The sequence below is a fragment of the Xanthobacter autotrophicus genome, assembly GCF_030015065.1.
GTDB lineage: Bacteria > Pseudomonadota > Alphaproteobacteria > Rhizobiales > Xanthobacteraceae > Xanthobacter > Xanthobacter autotrophicus_D.
This window is the reverse complement of record NZ_JAIVFN010000008.1, coordinates 1-17,433: the sequence shown is the minus strand read 5'-3', so window position 1 is coordinate 17,433 and position 17,433 is coordinate 1. Positions and strand designations below refer to the sequence as shown.

Here is a 17,433-nt window from a genome sequence, read left to right as displayed (position 1 = left end):
TCCCCTTGCCCTGCCCCGCGGCAGGACCGGGGGTGCCAGCGCGCCTCTGGCTCTCGCGGGGATGAGCCACGGCGGTCCATCGGATCAAAGCGTTCCGCGGTTCCGGCCCGGCCGGCCGCGGCGACGCGCGGAAATGGGACGGACATGGGCGATCTCGATCAATATTCCCGCCTCATCGGCGACGTGTACGAGCTCAGCGGCGATCCCCAGCAATGGGGCATCCTGCTGGAAGGCGTCACGCGCTTCGTGGATGGCCGCGTCGGCCAGCTCGCGGTCTACAGCCTCAAGCAGCCGCGCCGGCCCACCTGGCGCGTGTGGGGCTACGACCACGAGGCCTACAAGACCTTCCTGTACCGCCATGCGACGGAAGACCCGCGCCTGTCGTACATCCTCTCCAATCCCGGCCGCGTCATCGTCGGCGAGGACGGGGTGGACCCGGACCAGTTCCGCGCCACCGCCATGTTCCGCGAGGTGGTGGAGCCCATGGATATCGAGCATTCGCTCGTCTCCTACTTCGCCCAGGAAGCCGACGTGATGGCCACCGTGTGCGCCATGCGCGGGCGCGGCCAGGGGCCGTTCGGCGCGCCCGAGAAGCAAAAGCTGGGACTGGTGGTGCCGCACCTGCGCCGGGCGTTCGAGCTCTACGCGCTGCTCGACGAGGCGAAGGCCAAGGTGGGCGACATCGCCGCCGCCCTCGACATCGTCGATGCCGGCATCTTCCTGGTGGACGCAGACATGCATGTGGCCCACGTCAACCGGGCCGGCGACGCCATGGTGAAGGAGGGCGACATCGCCCTGCGCGGCGGCAAGCTCGCCTTCCGCGACGACCGCGCGTCCCGCCAGGTGGCGGCAGCGGTGGCGGTGGCCCTCGCCGCCGCCCGCGGCGAGGCCAGCCTGCCCCATGCCGAGCACATGGAGGTTCAGCGCTCGGATGCGGATGCCGCGCCCTACCGCGTCTCGCTGCATCCGCTGCCATTGGGCGAGGGCAGCGTGAAGCTGACCACGCGCTCGCAGATCGCGGTGGTGGTGCGGGCGCCGGGCCGCAGCGGCGCCGACGTGGCGCGCCGCCTGCAGACCACCTTCCGCCTCACGCCGTCGGAGGCGGCGCTGGCGGCGGCGCTGGCGGTGGGCGCCTCGCTCGCCGATTTCGCCCAGCAGCGCAGCGTGGCCATGTCCACGGTGCGCAGCCAGCTCAAGGCGCTGTACGAAAAGACGGATACCAACCGCCAGGGCGAGCTGGTGGCCCGCCTGCGCGAGAGCCTCGACCTGTCGCTGGTGTGACGCCTGCCGGAATGGGCGTCATGGCGGATGCGCCGGCCGCATCCGCCATGCTGCGTGCCCGATCCGGGGCGGGCCGCGCCCGCTCTGGCTGTCGCGCGCCTGACATGCGCCCGCGCGAGGGTTGGGCGATCGGCGCGTGACGTCGGGCGTCACGCTTCACCCCCGGTCCGGCGGGGACCATGCAAATCCTCCGTGTGGATGCTGTTGTGCTTCCATCCGGAGCCTGAATCGCTTTTTAATCATTCTGAAACGAGACGGCTTCACCGCCCGGCGGACCTACCCGCGCGGATCTGCCCGCGCGGACCGGCTCCGGCGGGCACGGCGGTGACCCGCACCAGTCTTTGGGGGAGAAAATGCTGGGACGAAAGGGTCTCATCGTGCTCGCGGGGGTCGCGGGCTTCCTGGGCCTTGCGGCGGCCACCGACGCGATCATGTCGCGGCGCCAGGCCGACGAGAAGGCGGGCCCGCCCAAGGTGCTCGACCAGGGGTGGTCGGACGGCCTGCGCGACCAGTTCTACTACACGTCCCAGGGCTCGCAGCTCCTGCCCTACGTGTTCCTGCGCGCGCTGGAGCAGCCGCTCTCCGACAAGCCGTTCCTCGATCCCAGGCACATGACCGAGATGGGCTTCCTGCCGGCGGACGGGCCCTCGCCCCTCAATCCGGACGGGCTGCCCATCGGTTTCGTGAAGGACCCGCGGCCCGGCGGGGCGATGGGGCCCATGGTGGGCATGACCTGTGCCGCCTGCCATACCTCCGATATCGTGGCGGACGGGGTGCGCATCCGCATCGACGGCGGCGCGTCCCTGGCCGATTACCAGCTGTTCATGAAGCGCCTCAGCCGCGCCCTCGACAACACTCTGGCGGACCCCGCCAAGTTCCAGCGCTTCGCCGCGCGCCTCGTGGCCGCCGATCCCAAGCAGGTGCGCCCGGCGCTGGAGGCGACCGCCGCCGAGATCCGCCGGCTGGAGGCCGCGTCCTGGACCCCGGTGCCCTATGGCCGCGGCCGGCTCGACGCCTTCGGCCATATCCTGAATGCGGTGGCCGCCGACGCGCTCGGCGAGCCCGCCAACTTCCGCATGCCGGATGCGCCGGTGAGCTATCCCTTCCTGTGGACCACCCCGCACCAGCGCTACGTGCAGTGGAACGGGGTGGCGGGCAACCCGCTCGGGCGCAATCTCGGCGAGGTGCTGGGCGTGTTCGGCCACACCAGCTTCGCCAACGGTAACCCGGCCGCCTTCACCTCCACCGCGCTCCCCGGCAACCTGGTGGCGCTGGAGGCCTGGGTGGCGGACCTGAAGCCGCCGCCGTGGCCCGAGAAGGAGCTGGGCAAGGTGGACGCGGCCAAGGCGCAGCGTGGCGCCGAGCTGTTCAAGGCCCATTGCGCCGGCTGCCATGGCGGCCCCGAATACCGTCTCACCCCCGCCGCCGAAACCGAGGGCGGGCGGCGGTGGCTGGCGGTCTCCATGGTGGACATCGCCAAGGTGAAAACCGACCCCAAGATGCTCACCAATTTCACCGGTCGCTTCGCCAAGCCCGGCGTGCTCGGACCCCTGGTCGCGAGCGCGCCGCATCTCGCCGATGGCCAGGTGCCGGCCGGCGCGGTGCTGCTGGCGGCGGTCACGGCCATCACCGAGAACAGCCTCAGGGCCCAGGGCATCACCGGCGATGCGCGCAAGCAGTGGTACGGCTGGCGGTTCGCGCCCGGCAGCCAGCCGCCGGATCGCCCCTCGCCCCAGCCGGGCTGGCTGGCACCGCCGAGCTACAAGGCCGGGCCGCTGGCCGGCGTGTGGGCGACGGGGCCGTTCCTGCACAACGGCTCGGTGCCGACCGTCTATGACCTGCTCTCGCCGGAGGACGAGCGGCCCGCCCGCTTCTATGTGGGCTCGCGGGAGCTGGACACGAAGAAGCTCGGCTTCGTCTCCTCCGCCGACGCGTTCACCGAGAAGGAGCGCGAAAGCCTGTTCCTGTTCGACACCAGCCTGCCGGGCAATTCCAACCGCGGCCATGCCTTCCCCGACCCCGCGGTGGCGAAGCTGACGCCCGACGACCGCACCGCCATCATCGAATATCTCAAGATCCTGGAGGGGCCCGATGTCCGCCATTGAGATCGCCCAGGGAATCGCCGGCGGCATCGCGGGCGGGGTGGACGTGGTGCCGGTGTCGCAGACGCCGTGCCTCGACCGCCTCGCAGCGCTGCGCCCGGCCGAGCGCTGGCCGCTGGCCCGTGACCTCATCGCCAACGAGACGCGCGCCTTCTTCGCCGAGCTGCGCGCCCATGCCCCCATCTACGAGACCAGCGAGGTGACGCTGATCGCCAAGCGCGCCGACGTGATCGAGGTGCTCTCGATCCCGAAGGTGTTCACGGTGGACCTCTACAAGCCCAAGATGGGCGACTTCATGCTGGCCATGGACGAGACCGTGGTGAATTACCGCGACAAGTCCGTGATGCGCGCCATCCTCGCCTTCGACGACCTGCCGAAGATCCGCGCGGTCGTGGCCGAGGTGGCAGATACGGCGCTGGACGCCGCCGGCTGCGAGATCGAGGCGGTGCAGCAACTCGCCCGCCACGTGCCCATGCGCATCGTGCAGCGCTGCTTCGGCATCCACGGGCCGGACCAGGACCTGCTCGACTGGTCCTATGCCAACCAGATGGACCAGTTCAACAACCTGCCCTATGACGGTCGGCCCGACGCCGAGGCGATCCACCAGGCGGCGGAGGACTCGCGGGTGAAGCTGCGCACCCTGTTCGCCCAGCTGATCCCGGCGCGGATCGCGCAGATCAAGGCCGGCACCGCCCCCGACGACAGCCTGACCCGCATCCTGAGCCTCAACCTGCCCGCATCGGACCATTTCGGCATGGACCGGGTGGTGATCAATGTGGGCGGCCTGCTCATCGGGGCCATCGAGACCACGGCGGAAGCGGTCATCAATGCGCTGGCCGAGCTGTTCTCCCGGCCCGAGGCGCTGGCCGGCGCGCGGGCGGCGGCGATCGCGGGGGACGACGCCGCCTTCGACGGTTATGTGTGGGAGGCGCTGCGCTTCTCGCCCATCGTCGCCTTCATGTTCCGCGAGGCGGCATCCACCGTCACCATCGCCAAGGGCACGCCGCGGGAGAAGGTGATCGGCAAGGGCACCGTGGTGCTGCCCCTGAGCCTGTCCGCCATGTTCGATCCGGACTTCGTGCCGGATCCGGAGGCGTTCCGGCCCGACCGGCCGTTCCATACCTACCTGCATTTCGGCTACGGCCATCATGAGTGCCTCGGCCGCTATGTGGGCTCGGTGATGATCCCGGAGATCGTGAAAAGGGTGCTGAGGCGCCCGACGTCGCGACCGCTGGCGCCGGTGGACATGGCCGGCACGCCGTTCCCGCAGAGCTATCGCATCGGGCTGGAGTGATCGGAGCGCCTCGTCGTTTCATGGAAACCATGAGGCGCTCCGAATTCTTGAATCAGCGCATTTTATTCACGCGAACCGGTGCCCGCTTCGCGCGAAAGCGCGTTCTCTTTCTTGAGTTTAGAGCGCGATCCGAGCAAATCGGTTCAATTTGCTCGGATCGCGCTCTCGCTCGCCGCGGTCAGTGCCCGGCAATAACGCCGGTTCTGTGCGCGAACGTCTTCAATGGGCGTCGCTCTTTCCCGAATTGCCGGGAGCTTCTCCGTGCACCCGATGAACCAGACCTGTCGTCCCCCGAAGGAGCTGCGATCCTTTGATGTGCATCAACGACCGGTCCCTCATAGTGTACTACAAGTTATAATTTACAGGTCGCCGCGTCGGTTCGGAGAGCCGATTTGAATAGACCCGATTTCACGCACGAATTGTGCGGTTGGCTTGTCGATATACTTGATTAAGCCAACTTGAGCCGGGGAGGTCAGCATGCGACTTTCGATCATGCTATCCGCGTTGCTTGCGCTTGGATGTGTCACAGCCGGCACCGATACCGCCAGCGCCGTCGTGTACTGCCAGTATGTCGAGTATCCGGCGGGGTGTGTCGTGAGGCCCGGTGTCGTGCTTCGACCGCGGCCTGCGGCGCGGGCGGTGGCAACGCCCGGCGTCGGGGCGCGTGGTGTGGGGGTTCGCCCCGGAACGCCGGCAAACCGCGGCGGGCCAGTCAATCGGGCGGGCAGGCGCTAGAGCACGCGCCGATCTGCTTGCATCGCAAGCTGATCGGACAACGCGTTCTCTTTCTTGAAGTTAGAGGGCGATTCACCGATCAGATTGATTCAATCTGATCGGATCGCGCTCTAGAGCACGCGCCGATCAGCTTGCATCGCAAGCTGATCGGGCAACGCGTTCTCTTCGTTGGATTTAGAGGGCGATCGTCGTTCAGGATTCCCAAGGCTGGAGAATGCTGATTCATGGGGTTCCGTGTTTTTGGAGCACGGAGCCCAGCGATGGCCGCGAAACGATACGGGTTGAGCGACGCCCAATGGGCGAAAATCGCGCGCTGCTGGCGGGCAAGGCCACGGATCCGGGCCGGACAGGCTCGGATAGCCGTCTGCGCAACCCTGCTCCCTCCGCCGCAAGCAGGAGAGGGTGGCGTCGCGGCGCTGGGAGGGCGGGACCGCCCCAAAACAATCCCGCCGGGCGGGCCGGCGGGTGTGTTCTTCCTTCCGGAAAGCAGCGTCGCCGCTTACCTTCTCATCTGCTGGAGCAACTGGAGGTCGGGATAGCCGTCGGGCAGCGCCCCGGAGCGCGCCTGGTAGTCCTGGATGGCCACCCGGGTCTTCTGGCCCAGGATGCCGTCCACATTGCCGATGTCGTAGCCCATCTGGGCGAGGCGGGACTGGATCTCCTGCCGCTCGGCCTTCGACAATCCGCGCTCCTCCTTCGGCCAGGACTGGGCGAAGGCGCCGCCGCCCTTGAGCCGGTCCGCCAGGTGCCCGATGGCGAGGGCATAGGCGTCGGCCGGGTTGTATTTCAGGATGGCGTCGAAATTCTTCATCATCAGGAAGGCCGGCCCGTTGGCGCCCGCGGGCAGCAGCAGGTAGGCGGTGTCGGCCGGGCGCGGGAAGGCGAGGCCGCTGGCGCGGCGCAGGCCCATGGTGTTCCATTCGCCGAGCGTGCGCTTGATGGAGCGGTTGGCGTTGCGGTAGTCGAAGCCCTGCGGCAGCACCACCTCGTAGCCCCAGGCCTTGCCGAGCTCCCAGCCGTCCAGCTTCAGGTTGTTGGCGGTGGAGGCGATGATGTCGGGGATGGAATCCACCACGTTGCGCTTGCCGTCGCCGTCGAAGTCCACGGCGAAGCGCTGGAACGAGGTGGGCATGAACTGGGTGGGCCCGAACGCGCCGGCCCACGAGCCCTTCATGTGGTCGTAGGGCACATCGTCTTTCTCCAGGATCTGGAGGGTGGCGATGAACTCGTCGCGGAAATAGTCCTGCCGCCGGCCGATGCAGGAGAGCGTGGCGGTGGATTCCAGAACGTTCCGCCGGCCGATGCCGTCCGGGTCGCCATAGGTGGATTCGATACCCCAGATGGCGGCCACCGCATAGCGGTCGACGCCATAGGCCTTTTCCACCTTCTCGAAGATGGGCTTGTAGCGCTCCAGGATCTCCCGGCCCTTCTTCACCCGCCACTCGGTGACCAGCATGTTCACATAGGCGCCGATGGGCTTGGAGAATTCCGGCTGGCTGTCCATGAACTCCATGATTTTCATCTGGGGTTCGAGGCTGGCCGTGTAGCGCTCGAAGGTGCGCCGCGAGACGCCCTTGGCCTGGGCCAGCGGCCACAGGCTGGCGATGCACTGGGGAAAGTTGGCCTGGGCATCCGCCAGCGCCTGGGGCGTCATCAGCGGATGGCCGCCGGTGGCGGACGCCTGCGGCTGGCCCAATGGCAGGCCGAAGATGGAGCCCGTGGTCTGGGCCTGCGCCCGTGCCGGCGTGATCAGCGCCGCCGCCGCGAGCGCGAGCCCGGCGACGAAGGTCCCCTTGAGGGCACGCATGCAGGTCGTTTGAGCCATGGCCAAGCTTTCCTCCCCGGCGCGCGTCCTTCTGCCGCCGCCTTACCTCACCGAATAGGACTCTACTGGGCGGCAATATGGTTGCGCCGGGGTTAATGGATGGCAAGATTCCCGTGGACGCCCCCGGGCGGGACGGGGCTACCCGCAGCGGCGCGGCAAGAGCCGGTGCCGGCTGGATCGAGGCCATGCGGCCGGAGAATCGGCGCTGAATCCCAGTCCGGGGAATGCGTTGTCCACCGGCCCGGGGGGCAGGCCACCGCCCATTCGCCCGGATTGTTGCCGTCGGGTTACCATGCCCGAATATATTTGGTGCGGCGCAGCGTGATCGAGTTGCAATGCAGCGCGGCTTGTGCGGGTGTGCTAGAGCAGACGCTGGCCGGCCTGCGTCGCAAGCCGGCCCATCGGCGTTCCTTTCCCGGGGAGAGGCGGCTGCGATCCGGTCGGTGGGGCCCACCTGATCGGAGCCGGTTCTATGATACCCGACGGTCTGGCAAAGAAGGGGCAGAATTGATGCGTCAACCCATTCGCAAGGCGATCCTTCCTGTCGCCGGTCTCGGCACCCGCTTCCTACCGGCCACCAAGGCGGTGCCGAAGGAAATGCTCACCGTCGTGGACCGCCCCGTGGTCCAGCACGTGGTGGACGAGGCGCGCGCCGCCGGCATCGAGCACATCGTGTTCGTGACCGGCCGCAACAAGGCGGTGATCGAGGACCATTTCGACCGCCAGTTCGAGCTGGAGCGCACCCTCCAGGAGCGCGGCAAGACCAAGGAGCTGGAGCAACTCGACCGGGACACGCCGAAGGCGGGCACCACCTCCTTCACCCGCCAGCAGCTGCCGCTCGGCCTCGGCCACGCGGTGTGGTGCGCCCGCGACATCATCGGCGACGAGCCGTTCGCGCTGCTGCTGCCCGACATGCTGCACATGCCGAAGAACGGCCAGGGCTGCCTCGCCTCCATGGTGGAAGCCTATAACGAGACCGGCGGCAACCTCGTCGCGGTCTACGAGGTGCCGGACGACCAGACCCACCAGTACGGCATCGTGGGCGTGGGCGAGGAGAAGGCCAAGGGCGCCAAGGCCATCACCCAGATGGTGGAGAAGCCCAAGGCCGGCACCGCGCCGAGCAACCTCGCCATTTCCGGCCGCTACATCCTGCAGCCGGCCATCTTCGACCTGCTGGCGAAGCAGGAGAAGGGCGCCGGCAACGAGATCCAGCTGACCGATTCCATGCTGAAGCTGAAGGAGACCGACCCCTTCTTCGCGGTGCGCTTCGACGGCAGCATCTATGATTGCGGCTCGAAGATCGGCTTCCTCATGGCGAACGTGGCCTATGCCCTGTCCCGCCCGGACATCGAAGGCGAGTTCCGCGCCGAGCTGAACGCGATCCTCGCGGGCAACTGAGGCTTGGTGTTTCAGGGGCCGGCGGCGTCCGGCCCCTGAAACCGCCAATGCCGCGTGCCGGCTTTCCTCTCACTCCGCCGCCACGGCGGGGGCCTGCGGCGGGGCGCGGAAGCGGGCGAGAAGCTCGGCCTCCTCCGCCTGCACCGCCGCCAGGTTGCGCGCCTTCACGTGGCCGAAGCCTCGGATCTTCTCCGGCAGCGCGGCGATGGCCACCGCCAGCGCATGGCTCGCGCCGTCGAGGCCGGTCACCAGCTCCTCCACCGTCTTCTCGTAGGCGCCGATGAGCGCCCGCTCGGTGCGCCGCTCCGCGCTGTAGCCGAACGGGTCGAACGGTGTGCCCCGCAGCCCCTTCAGCTTCGCCAGCAGGCCGAAGGCCCGCATCATCCAGGGGCCGAGCGTGATCTTCCGCGGCTCGCCGGTGATGGGATCGTGCCGGGCCAGAAGCGGCGGTGCGAGGTGGAACTCGAAGGTCAGGTCCCCATCGAAGGCGGCGGCTGCCTGGGCGCGGAAGGCGCCGTCCGCATAGAGCCGGGAGACCTCGTATTCGTCCTTGTAGGCCATGAGCCTGAACAGGCTCTTCGCCACCGCCTCGGTCAGGCCGCCCCGGCCGGGGGTCTTCTGCGCCTCGGCGGCCCGCACCTTCTCCACCAGCCCGGCATAACGCTGCCCATAGGCCGCATCCTGATAGGCGGTGAGCTCCGCGACACGGCGGGCGATCACCTCGTCGAGGCCCAGCGAGAGGCGGCGGGCGTCGCTCGTCACCTCGCCCCTGGGCGTCGCCAGGGCCTCCACCGCGGCCGGATCATGGGCAGCGCGGCGGCCCCACAGGAAGGCGGCCTTGTTCATGGCCACCGCCTCGCCGTTCAGCTCGATGGCCTTTTCGATGGCCTCTGCCGACAGCGGCAGGGCGCCGAACTGGTAGGCATAGCCCACCATGAAGATGTTCTGCGCCAGGGCGTTGCCGAACAGGGCCTGGGCCAGGCGGCTGGCCTCGATGAAATGGGTCATCCCGCTGCCCGCGAGGTCGCGGATGGTGCGCTTGATGCGCTCGGTGGGCAGGGAGTAATCGGCATTGCGGGTGAAGTCGCCGGGCAGCACCTCGTGGGTGTTCACCACCACGATGGTCTTGCCGGGCTTCACCGCCGCCAGCACCTTCTTGGTACCGGCCACCACCAGGTCGCCGCCCAGCACCACGTCCGCCCCGCGCGCCGGCACGCGGATGGCGGTGATGTCGGCCGGGTCGTTGGCGAGGCGGATGTGGCTGTAGACCGCGCCGCCCTTCTGGGCGAGGCCGGCCATGTCGATCATGCCGCAGGCCTTGCCTTCCAGATGCGCCGCCATGCCGAGGATGGCGCCGATGGTGACCACGCCGGTGCCACCCACGCCGGTGGCGATGATGCCGTAGGTGCCGTGGATCTCAGGGTGCGCCGGTTCCGGCAGCGCCGGCCAGCCGCCCGCCGCGCCGGCGGCGCCGGCCGCCTTCTTCGGTCTAGCCCCCTTCACGGTGACGAAGGAGGGGCAGAAGCCGTTCACGCAGGAGAAGTCCTTGTTGCAGGAGGACTGGTCGATCTCGCGCTTGCGACCCCATTCGGTCTCCAGCGGCTGCACCGAGACGCAGTTGGACTTCACGCCGCAATCGCCGCAGCCCTCGCACACGCGCTCGTTGATGAGCACGCGCTTGTCCGGGTCCGGATACTGGCCACGCTTCCTGCGCCGCCGCTTCTCGGCGGCGCAGGTCTGGTCGTAGATCAGCACGGTGACGCCGGGAATGGCCGCCAGCTCCCGCTGCACGGTCTCCAGCTCGTCCCGGTGGTAGATGGTGAGGCCGGCGGGCCAGTGGGTGTTCGGCGGATACTTGTCCGGCTCGTCCGTGACCACCACCACCCGCTCGACGCCCTCCGCCGCCACCTGCCGGGCGATGACCGGAACGGTGAGGTCGCCGTCGTGCTTCTGGCCGCCGGTCATGGCCACCGCGTCGTTGAACAGGATCTTGTAGGTGACGTTCACCTTGGCGGCGCAGGCGGCGCGCAGGGCCAGGTAGCCCGAATGGTTGTAGGTGCCGTCGCCGAGATTCTGGAACACGTGCGGGCGCCTGGAGAAGGAGGATTCGCCGATCCAGTTGGCGCCCTCGCCGCCCATCTGGGTGAAGCCGGTGGTCTCCCGGTCCATCCACTGCACCATGTAGTGGCAGCCGATGCCGGCATAGGCTCGCATGCCCTCGGGCACTTTCGTCGAGGTGTTGTGCGGGCAGCCGGAGCAGAAATAGGGAATGCGGGTGGCCACGTCCGAGGTGGCGGCGAGCACGCGCTGGGCCTCCTCCAGCTCGGCGACGCGGGCGGCGATGTCCGGGATATCGCCATAGGCGAGCAGGCGGCGGCCGAGCTGGATGGCGATGTCGTTGGGGTCGAGCGCCCCCTTCACCGGGAACAGCCAGCGGCCCTCCTCGTCCTTCTTGCCGATGCAGACCGGCTGGTTGGCGGTGCCGTACAGCTCCTCGCGCACCTGCACCTCGATGAGGGAGCGCTTTTCCTCCACCACCATGATGAGGTCGAGGCCGCGGGCGAATTCCTTGAGGCCCTGCGTCTCCAGCGGCCACGGGCAGGCCACCTTCCAGATGCGCAGGCCGAGATCGTTGGCGCGCACCTCGTCGATGCCCAGCTCGTCCAGCGCGAGGCGCACGTCCAGATAGGACTTGCCCACGGTGGCGATGCCGATGCGCGGGCGCGCCCCGCCGGACGTGATGAAACGATTGAGCCGGTTGGCGCGCAGGAAGTGCAGCACCGCGTCGCGCTTGTATTCCTGGACCCGCTCCTCCTGCGCGAGGGGGGTGTCGCCGAGGCGGATGTTGAGCCCGCCGGGAGGCATCGCAAAGCCCAGCGCCGGCTCGATGCGCACCCGGTCCAGCCGCCCGTCCACGATGGAGGTCGACTCGATGGTGTCCTTCACCGCCTTCAGGCCCACCCAGGCGCCGGAGAAGCGTGACAGGGCCCAGCCATAGAGGCCGTAATCTATGATCTCCTGCACCCCGGCCGGGTTCAGCACCGGGATCATCACGTCCACGAAGTGGAACTCGCTCTGGTGGGCGGTGGTGGAGCTTTCGCAGGTGTGGTCGTCGCCCATGAGGGCGAGCACGCCGCCGTGGCGGGAGGTGCCCGCATTGTTGGCGTGGCGGAACACGTCGCCGGAGCGGTCCACCCCCGGCCCCTTGCCGTACCAGAGGCCGAACACGCCATCATACTTGCCCTCGCCCCGGAGCTCGGCCTGCTGGGAGCCCCACAGGGCGGTGGCGGCGAGGTCCTCGTTGAGGCCGGACTGGAACTTGATGTCGTTGGCCTTCAGGATCTTCTCGGCGCGCAGGAACTGCTGGTCGAGCCCGCCCAAAGGCGAGCCGCGATAGCCGGTGACGTAGCCCGCGGTGTTAAGGCCGGCGCGGCGGTCGCGCTCCTTCTGCATCAAGGCGAGGCGCACCAGCGCCTGCGTCCCCGAGACGAAGACGCGCTCCTGGGTGAGGTCGTATTTGTCGTCGAGCGAGACGGGCGACAGGGCCATGGGCGCCTCCGGAGCGGGCGCAGGCGAAGCTCAAGCCAAGCCGCCGCAACCCTTTCCGTTAGGCTGGCACGGAGTGTCGCACCCCGCAATTTCGTTGTTCTAACTCAAGGCGCAACGAAATTGCTCAAAAGACAGGCGTGGCGCATTTTGGCGCATCGCGGCATGTGTCTGACGGCGATGCAGCATTCCGGAGGCTGGAAACGACGCGCTCAGCCCGGCAGCAGGCGCTCGCTTTCCAGATAGCCGGTGAGCAGAGCGAAGCCGAACACCATCACCAGCAGCGCGGCCCCCAGCTCCACGCCGAGGCGCAGCAAGACGGCTCGCCGGTCGTCGCGGCCGGCGAGCCGCACCGCAAGGCGCTTGCCATAGACCGCGATGGCGGCGATGAGCGTCACCATCAGCGCGGTGCCGAGGCCCATGGCGAAGGCGGAGGCCACCCCGCTCGCGAACACGCCCTGCGACAGGGCGAAGGTGAGCACCAGGATGGCGCCCGAGCACGGCCGCGCTCCGGCGGAGACCACCGCCACCGCCGCCCGCTTCCAGCCGCCCCTGCCCTCGAGCAAGGCGGGATCGGGGGCGTGGACATCGCCGCAGCCGCAATCGGCGCCGTGGGCGTGGACCGGCACGCCCCGCGCTGCGGCCACGAGGGCGCGGCCCTTCACGATCGCGAGATAGAGGCCGAACAGGCCGATGCCGCCATAAGCCGCGATCTCCACCCAGTTCATGGCCTGCGCCATGGACACGGCGGTGGCGTTCAGCGCCAGCGCCAGCACGCCCACGAAGGCGACGGCGACGATCGCCTGCACCATGCCCGAGGCCAGCGCCAGCACCGCGCCGCGCCGGAGCGTGCCGCCATCCGCGAGAAGATAGGAGGAGATCACCGCCTTGCCGTGGCCGGGGCCGGCGGCATGGAACACGCCATAGGCGAACGACAGGCCGGCGAGGAGGAAGGTGGCGTTGCCGTCCTGCTTGCTCGCCCGCACCGCCTGCACCAGAGCGCGGTAGAATTCCGCCTGCCGGGCGAGGATGAAGCCGGTGATGCCGGTGGGCTGGGCCGTGCCGCCGAGGCCGAAGGGCGAGGTCTTGGGCGCCCCGCCGAAGCCCTGCGCGAAGGCGAGGTCCGGATAGAGCACCAGCGCCGCCAGCAGGGCAAAGGCGAGGGCGGCGATCAGCGCCAGCAGCAGCACGGCCAGCCGGCGCATGGGCCGCCTCGCCCCGGCCGGCGCCTTCACGGTCATCTGGCTCACGGGCACTTCACCGTGATCTTGTCGGCGAACTGCGCGCCATAGGCGCTGGCGGAGGTGAGGTTGGAGAAGAACGCCTCGTTCAGCGTCTGGCTCGCCGGAGGCTCGGGGGAGATCACCTCCGGGGTGCAGCCGGCCGGGGCCGAGGTGAGCTTCACCGCGTCCTTCTCGTTGAAGGCGAAGGAGACGAAGGCGGTGGGGTCGTAGATTTCGAGGGAGGTGGTCCCCTTCGCCGCCACCGGCTTCTCCAGCGGCAGGGTGAAGTGCAGGGTGAGCAGCTCGTTCTCGTAGGTGAGGAAATAATCGACGGGGTCCTTGAAGGCGAGCTTGGCCGTCGCCGTCTTGCCCACGACGAAGTAATTGTATTCCTTCAGGGATGTGACATTCACCTCGGCGAGGGGTTTCAGCACGTCGTCGCCATAGCCGCCGTCCTTGCGCTTCTCCATGCCCTGCAGGGCGAAGGCGGAGAAGGCGTCGTCGAAGGTCCAGCTCTGCTTCACACCGGTGAGGCGGCCGCTGGCGTCATAGACCAGCTCGCTTTTCATGGTGACCCACACATGGGGGTGCGCCTGCGCCGGGCGCGGCGCGAAAGCGGCGAACAGGAGCGCGGTCACAAGGCTCAGGGCGACCGTCACGGTGCGCGGCGTCATCGGCAATCGTCCTCGTTCACCGGCCCGTCGATGCCGCGGGTGCGGGTGCATCCCCGAATCCGGGCCGGGTATCACCTCGCCCCGGACTTCGGCGGAAGCGTGGCACGCCCCAGTGGCACAGTTTCTTGCCGGTGGCGTGACAGGGGGCCGGCCGCAGCCGTGTCAGCTCTGCTCGTGCTTGGGCTTTTCCGCGGCGCGGCGGCCGAAATCGGGGGCGGCGGTCTCCTGGCCCTGCTCGATGATGGAGCGGCGGATGGCCCTTGTGCGGGTGAAATGCTCGAACAGCGCGTCGCCGTCGCCGTAGCGGATGGCGCGCTGGAGCGCGGTGAGGTCTTCCGTGAAGCGGCCGAGCATCTCCAGCACCGCCTCGCGGTTGGCGAGGAACACGTCGCGCCACATGGTGGGGTCGGACGAGGCGATGCGGGTGAAGTCGCGGAAGCCGCCGGCCGAGAACTTGATCACCTCGGAGGTCAGCGTCTCCTCCAGGTGCGCCGCCGTGCCCACGATGTTGTAGGCGATGAGGTGCGGCACGTGGCTGGTGATGGCGAGCACCAGATCGTGGTGCTGGGCGCTCATGGTCTCCACGTTCGCTCCCGCCGCCCGCCACAAGGCGACGATGCGATCCACGGCGGCGGGATCGGCCCCCTCCGGCGGGGTGACAATGCACCAGCGGTTCTCGAACAGGGTGGCAAAGCCGGCGTCGGGGCCGGAGAATTCCGTGCCCGCGACGGGATGGGCCGGCACCAGATGGGCGTGGGCCGGCACGAAGGGCGCCATGGCCTCCACCACCGACGCCTTCACCGAGCCCACGTCCGAGAGGATGGCGCCGGGCTTCAGATGCGGCCCCACCTCGGCCGCCACCGCGCCGGAGGCGCCCACGGGCACGCAGGCGACGACGATGTCGGCGTCCCTGGCGGCCTCGGCGGCGCTCTGGGTCACCTCGCTGGCAAAGCCCAGCTCGCGCACGCGGGCGCAGACGGCGGCGTCCCGATCGGCCACCACGATGGTGCCGGCGAGGTGCTTCTCCCGCGCCGCGCGGGCGAGCGACGAGCCGATGAGCCCCGCCCCGATGATGGCGAGGCGGGGAACGAGGGGGCGGATCACTTGTCGTTCCCCGCCGTTTCCTTGCCGGCCGAATCCTGGCCTGACATGAAATCGGCGAGGGCGGCCACCACCAGATGGTTGGCCTCCTCCGTCCCCACCGTCATGCGCAGGGCGCCAGGCAGGCCGTAGGACGACACCTGCCGCAGCACGAGGCCCCGCCGGGTGAGGAAGGCATCCGCCTCCTTCGCCGTGCGGCCGGGGGTGTCGGGGAAGTGGATGAGCAGGAAGTTGGCGACGGAGGGCGTGACCTTGAGGCCGAGCCCCTCGATCTGCTCCGTCAGCCACGGCAGCCAGCGCTCGTTGTGCGCCACCGCCTTCTCCACATGTGCGGCATCGGCGATGGCGGCGGCGCCGGCCAGCAGCGCCGGGGTGTTCATGTTGAACGGGCCGCGCACCCGGTTCATGGCGTCGATCACATGGGCCGGGCCGACTGCCCAGCCGATGCGCAAAGCGGCGAGGCCGTGGATCTTGGAGAAGGTCCGGCTCATCAGCACGTTGTCGGCGGTGAGCGCCAGTTCCAGCCCGGTCTCGTAGTCGTTGCGGCGGACATATTCGGCATAGGCCGCGTCCAGCACCAGGAGCACGTTGGCGGGCAGGCCGGCGTGCAGGCGGCGCACCTCGTCGAACGGCAGGTAGGTGCCGGTGGGATTGTTCGGATTGGCGAGGAAGACGAGGCGCGTGCGCGGCGTCACCAGCGCCAGGATGGCGTCCACGTCGGCGGTCAGGTCGCGCTCCTTTGCCACCACCGGGGTGCCGCCGGAGGCCAGCGTCGCGATCTTGTAGACGAGGAAGCCGTGCTCGCTGAAGATCACCTCGTCGCCCGGCCCCACATAGGTGTGGGCCACGAGGTTCAGGATCTCGTCGGAGCCGGCGCCGCAGATGATGCGCGCGGGATCGAGCCCATAGGCCGTGGCGATGGCCTGCCGCAGCACGGTGGCCGAGCCGTCCGGATAGTCCTCCAGCTTGCGGCCGGCCTCGGCGAAGGCGGCGACCGCCTTCTCGCTCGGGCCGAGCGGGGTCTCGTTGGAGGAGAGCTTGAAGACCTTCTCCACCCCGGGGGCGTGGCTCTTGCCGGGCACGTAGGCTTCAATGGCGAGCACGCCGGGCCGCGGCTGCGGACGACCGGGGGCGGGGATCGGGTCTTTCAGCACGGCGGACATCTCAACATACTCCGGAACCTGACGGATCGGGCCGCCCGGCGGCCCTTGGCAGTCTGCCCTTACGCCTCTGCGCCCACCTTGTGGATGGCGGCATGGCTGCCCACCTCGGCGGCGGCTCGGATGCCGGCGCCGGCCTCGGTGAGGGTTGCGATCACCTCGTCCACCCCATGGCCGGGAGGCAGGGAGACGAGGAGCGCCGCGCCGTCGAGCGCCTCATCGGGCGCCACCACCACCTCGGCGAAGGCGGGTATGGCACGGCCCGCCGCTGCGCTCCACCCCGAGACGCGGAGCGAATAGACGCGGACCTCGCGCACGGCGGCATCGTCGATGGGATGGGAGACCACGAATACCGGCAGCCCGGCGGGATGGTCGGCCCGCTCCACGAACGGCAGGCGGGCGATGATCTTGGGGGCGCCCTCGGCCTCCAGCGCGGTCCACCACGGGTCGCCGGCGGCGGGGGCGACGGCGGCGATGAGGCCGAGGTCGCCCTTCGAGCCCCTGACCGCGTCGATGACGCCGCGCGCGCCCATATGGGGCACGAACGGCACGGTGAAGCCGAAATGGAAACGGGCGCTGTCGCGCATGGCCGGTTCGCCCGCGGCAAGGTCGGCGTGGACCGAATACGGCGCCTGCACATAGGTGAAGGTGGCGATGATGACGCGCCAGATGCTCTCCACCGTGTCGAGGGGCAGGAGGCCGTCATGGCGTTCCACCAGCCGGCGCATCATGTCGGCCTCGCGGGCCGGGCGGAAGGCGGAGCCGCTTTCCGCGCCTGCGGTGCGCTTCACCTGCACCAGGCGGTCGATGATCGCGCTGCGCTCCATGAGGAGGCGGTGCATGGCCTCGTCGATGCGGTCGATCTCGGCGCGCAGGTCGGCGAGCGAAAGCGGGGTCTCAGTTTGCATCTTGGCGTTCGCGCGGCTGGGAGGGGGAGCCTTAGCCGGAACGGGGCGCGGAATCAAAGGATTGTTGGCGCGAGGCCGCCGCGCGCCCGGTTCGGCGCTCCGGTGCCGGGGCCGGGATCGGCGCCGCGCAATGCCCGGGAGACCCGGTGGTCACTGCCGTGGCGGCCTGTCTCTTATACACACCTG

Annotated in this window: 12 protein-coding genes; 5 read left to right on the top strand and 7 right to left on the bottom strand. The window is 69.1% G+C overall.

Annotated elements, in window-relative coordinates; genetic code table 11:
• Window positions 1-144 precede the first annotated feature (144 nt).
• The 4 genes from K9U40_RS03465 (at window position 145) to K9U40_RS03450 (ending at window position 5,412) form a co-directional block, all read left to right on the top strand.
• Window positions 145-1,281: a helix-turn-helix transcriptional regulator gene (locus K9U40_RS03465; protein WP_282888823.1), complete on the top strand. Its 1,137-nt coding sequence runs from the start codon at window positions 145-147 to the stop codon at window positions 1,279-1,281.
• Between the two features lie 353 nt (window positions 1,282-1,634).
• Window positions 1,635-3,386: a di-heme-cytochrome C peroxidase gene (locus K9U40_RS03460; protein ID WP_282888822.1), complete on the top strand. Its 1,752-nt coding sequence runs from the start codon at window positions 1,635-1,637 to the stop codon at window positions 3,384-3,386.
• Window positions 3,373-4,677, top strand: a complete 1,305-nt coding sequence (locus K9U40_RS03455) for a cytochrome P450 (RefSeq protein WP_282888821.1) — start codon at window positions 3,373-3,375, stop codon at window positions 4,675-4,677. Before K9U40_RS03460 ends, K9U40_RS03455 begins: the two co-directional genes overlap by 14 nt.
• 477 nt (window positions 4,678-5,154) lie before the next feature.
• Entirely contained in the window at window positions 5,155-5,412 is a 258-nt protein-coding gene (locus tag K9U40_RS03450; protein ID WP_282888820.1) for a hypothetical protein, read from the top strand.
• 499 nt (window positions 5,413-5,911) lie between these two features.
• Here K9U40_RS03450 and K9U40_RS03445 read toward each other — a convergent pair whose 3' ends face one another.
• The gene (locus tag K9U40_RS03445) at window positions 5,912-7,237 is read right to left on the bottom strand and encodes a lytic murein transglycosylase (RefSeq protein ID WP_282888819.1); all 1,326 of its coding nucleotides are present in this window, start codon (window positions 7,235-7,237) and stop codon (window positions 5,912-5,914) included.
• 510 nt (window positions 7,238-7,747) lie between these two features.
• Here K9U40_RS03445 and galU point away from each other — a divergent pair.
• Window positions 7,748-8,635 (top strand): UTP--glucose-1-phosphate uridylyltransferase GalU, encoded by an 888-nt coding sequence (gene galU / locus K9U40_RS03440; protein ID WP_282888818.1) that lies wholly within the window; start codon window positions 7,748-7,750, stop codon window positions 8,633-8,635.
• 69 nt (window positions 8,636-8,704) lie between these two features.
• Here the strand turns inward: galU and K9U40_RS03435 are convergent, their stop codons facing one another.
• From K9U40_RS03435 to K9U40_RS03410, 6 genes are all read right to left on the bottom strand, one after another.
• On the bottom strand, window positions 8,705-12,184 hold the full coding sequence (locus K9U40_RS03435; protein WP_282888817.1) for an indolepyruvate ferredoxin oxidoreductase family protein: 3,480 nt from the start codon (window positions 12,182-12,184) through the stop codon (window positions 8,705-8,707).
• A gap of 209 nt (window positions 12,185-12,393) precedes the next feature.
• A complete protein-coding gene (locus K9U40_RS03430) occupies window positions 12,394-13,422 on the bottom strand; it encodes a nickel/cobalt transporter (protein ID WP_282888858.1) in 1,029 nt (342 codons plus the stop codon).
• Window positions 13,423-13,427: 5 nt separating this feature from the next.
• Entirely contained in the window at window positions 13,428-14,078 is a 651-nt protein-coding gene (locus K9U40_RS03425) for a DUF1007 family protein (RefSeq protein WP_282888816.1), read from the bottom strand.
• A gap of 162 nt (window positions 14,079-14,240) precedes the next feature.
• Window positions 14,241-15,182 (bottom strand): prephenate/arogenate dehydrogenase family protein, encoded by a 942-nt coding sequence (locus K9U40_RS03420; protein WP_282888815.1) that lies wholly within the window; start codon window positions 15,180-15,182, stop codon window positions 14,241-14,243.
• Window positions 15,179-16,342, bottom strand: a complete 1,164-nt coding sequence (hisC, locus tag K9U40_RS03415; protein ID WP_282888814.1) for a histidinol-phosphate transaminase — start codon at window positions 16,340-16,342, stop codon at window positions 15,179-15,181. The genes K9U40_RS03420 and hisC overlap by 4 nt, the downstream gene beginning before the upstream one ends.
• A 59-nt stretch (window positions 16,343-16,401) precedes the next feature.
• Entirely contained in the window at window positions 16,402-17,247 is an 846-nt protein-coding gene (locus K9U40_RS03410; RefSeq protein WP_282888813.1) for a chorismate mutase, read from the bottom strand.
• Between the last annotated feature and the right edge of the window lie 186 nt (window positions 17,248-17,433).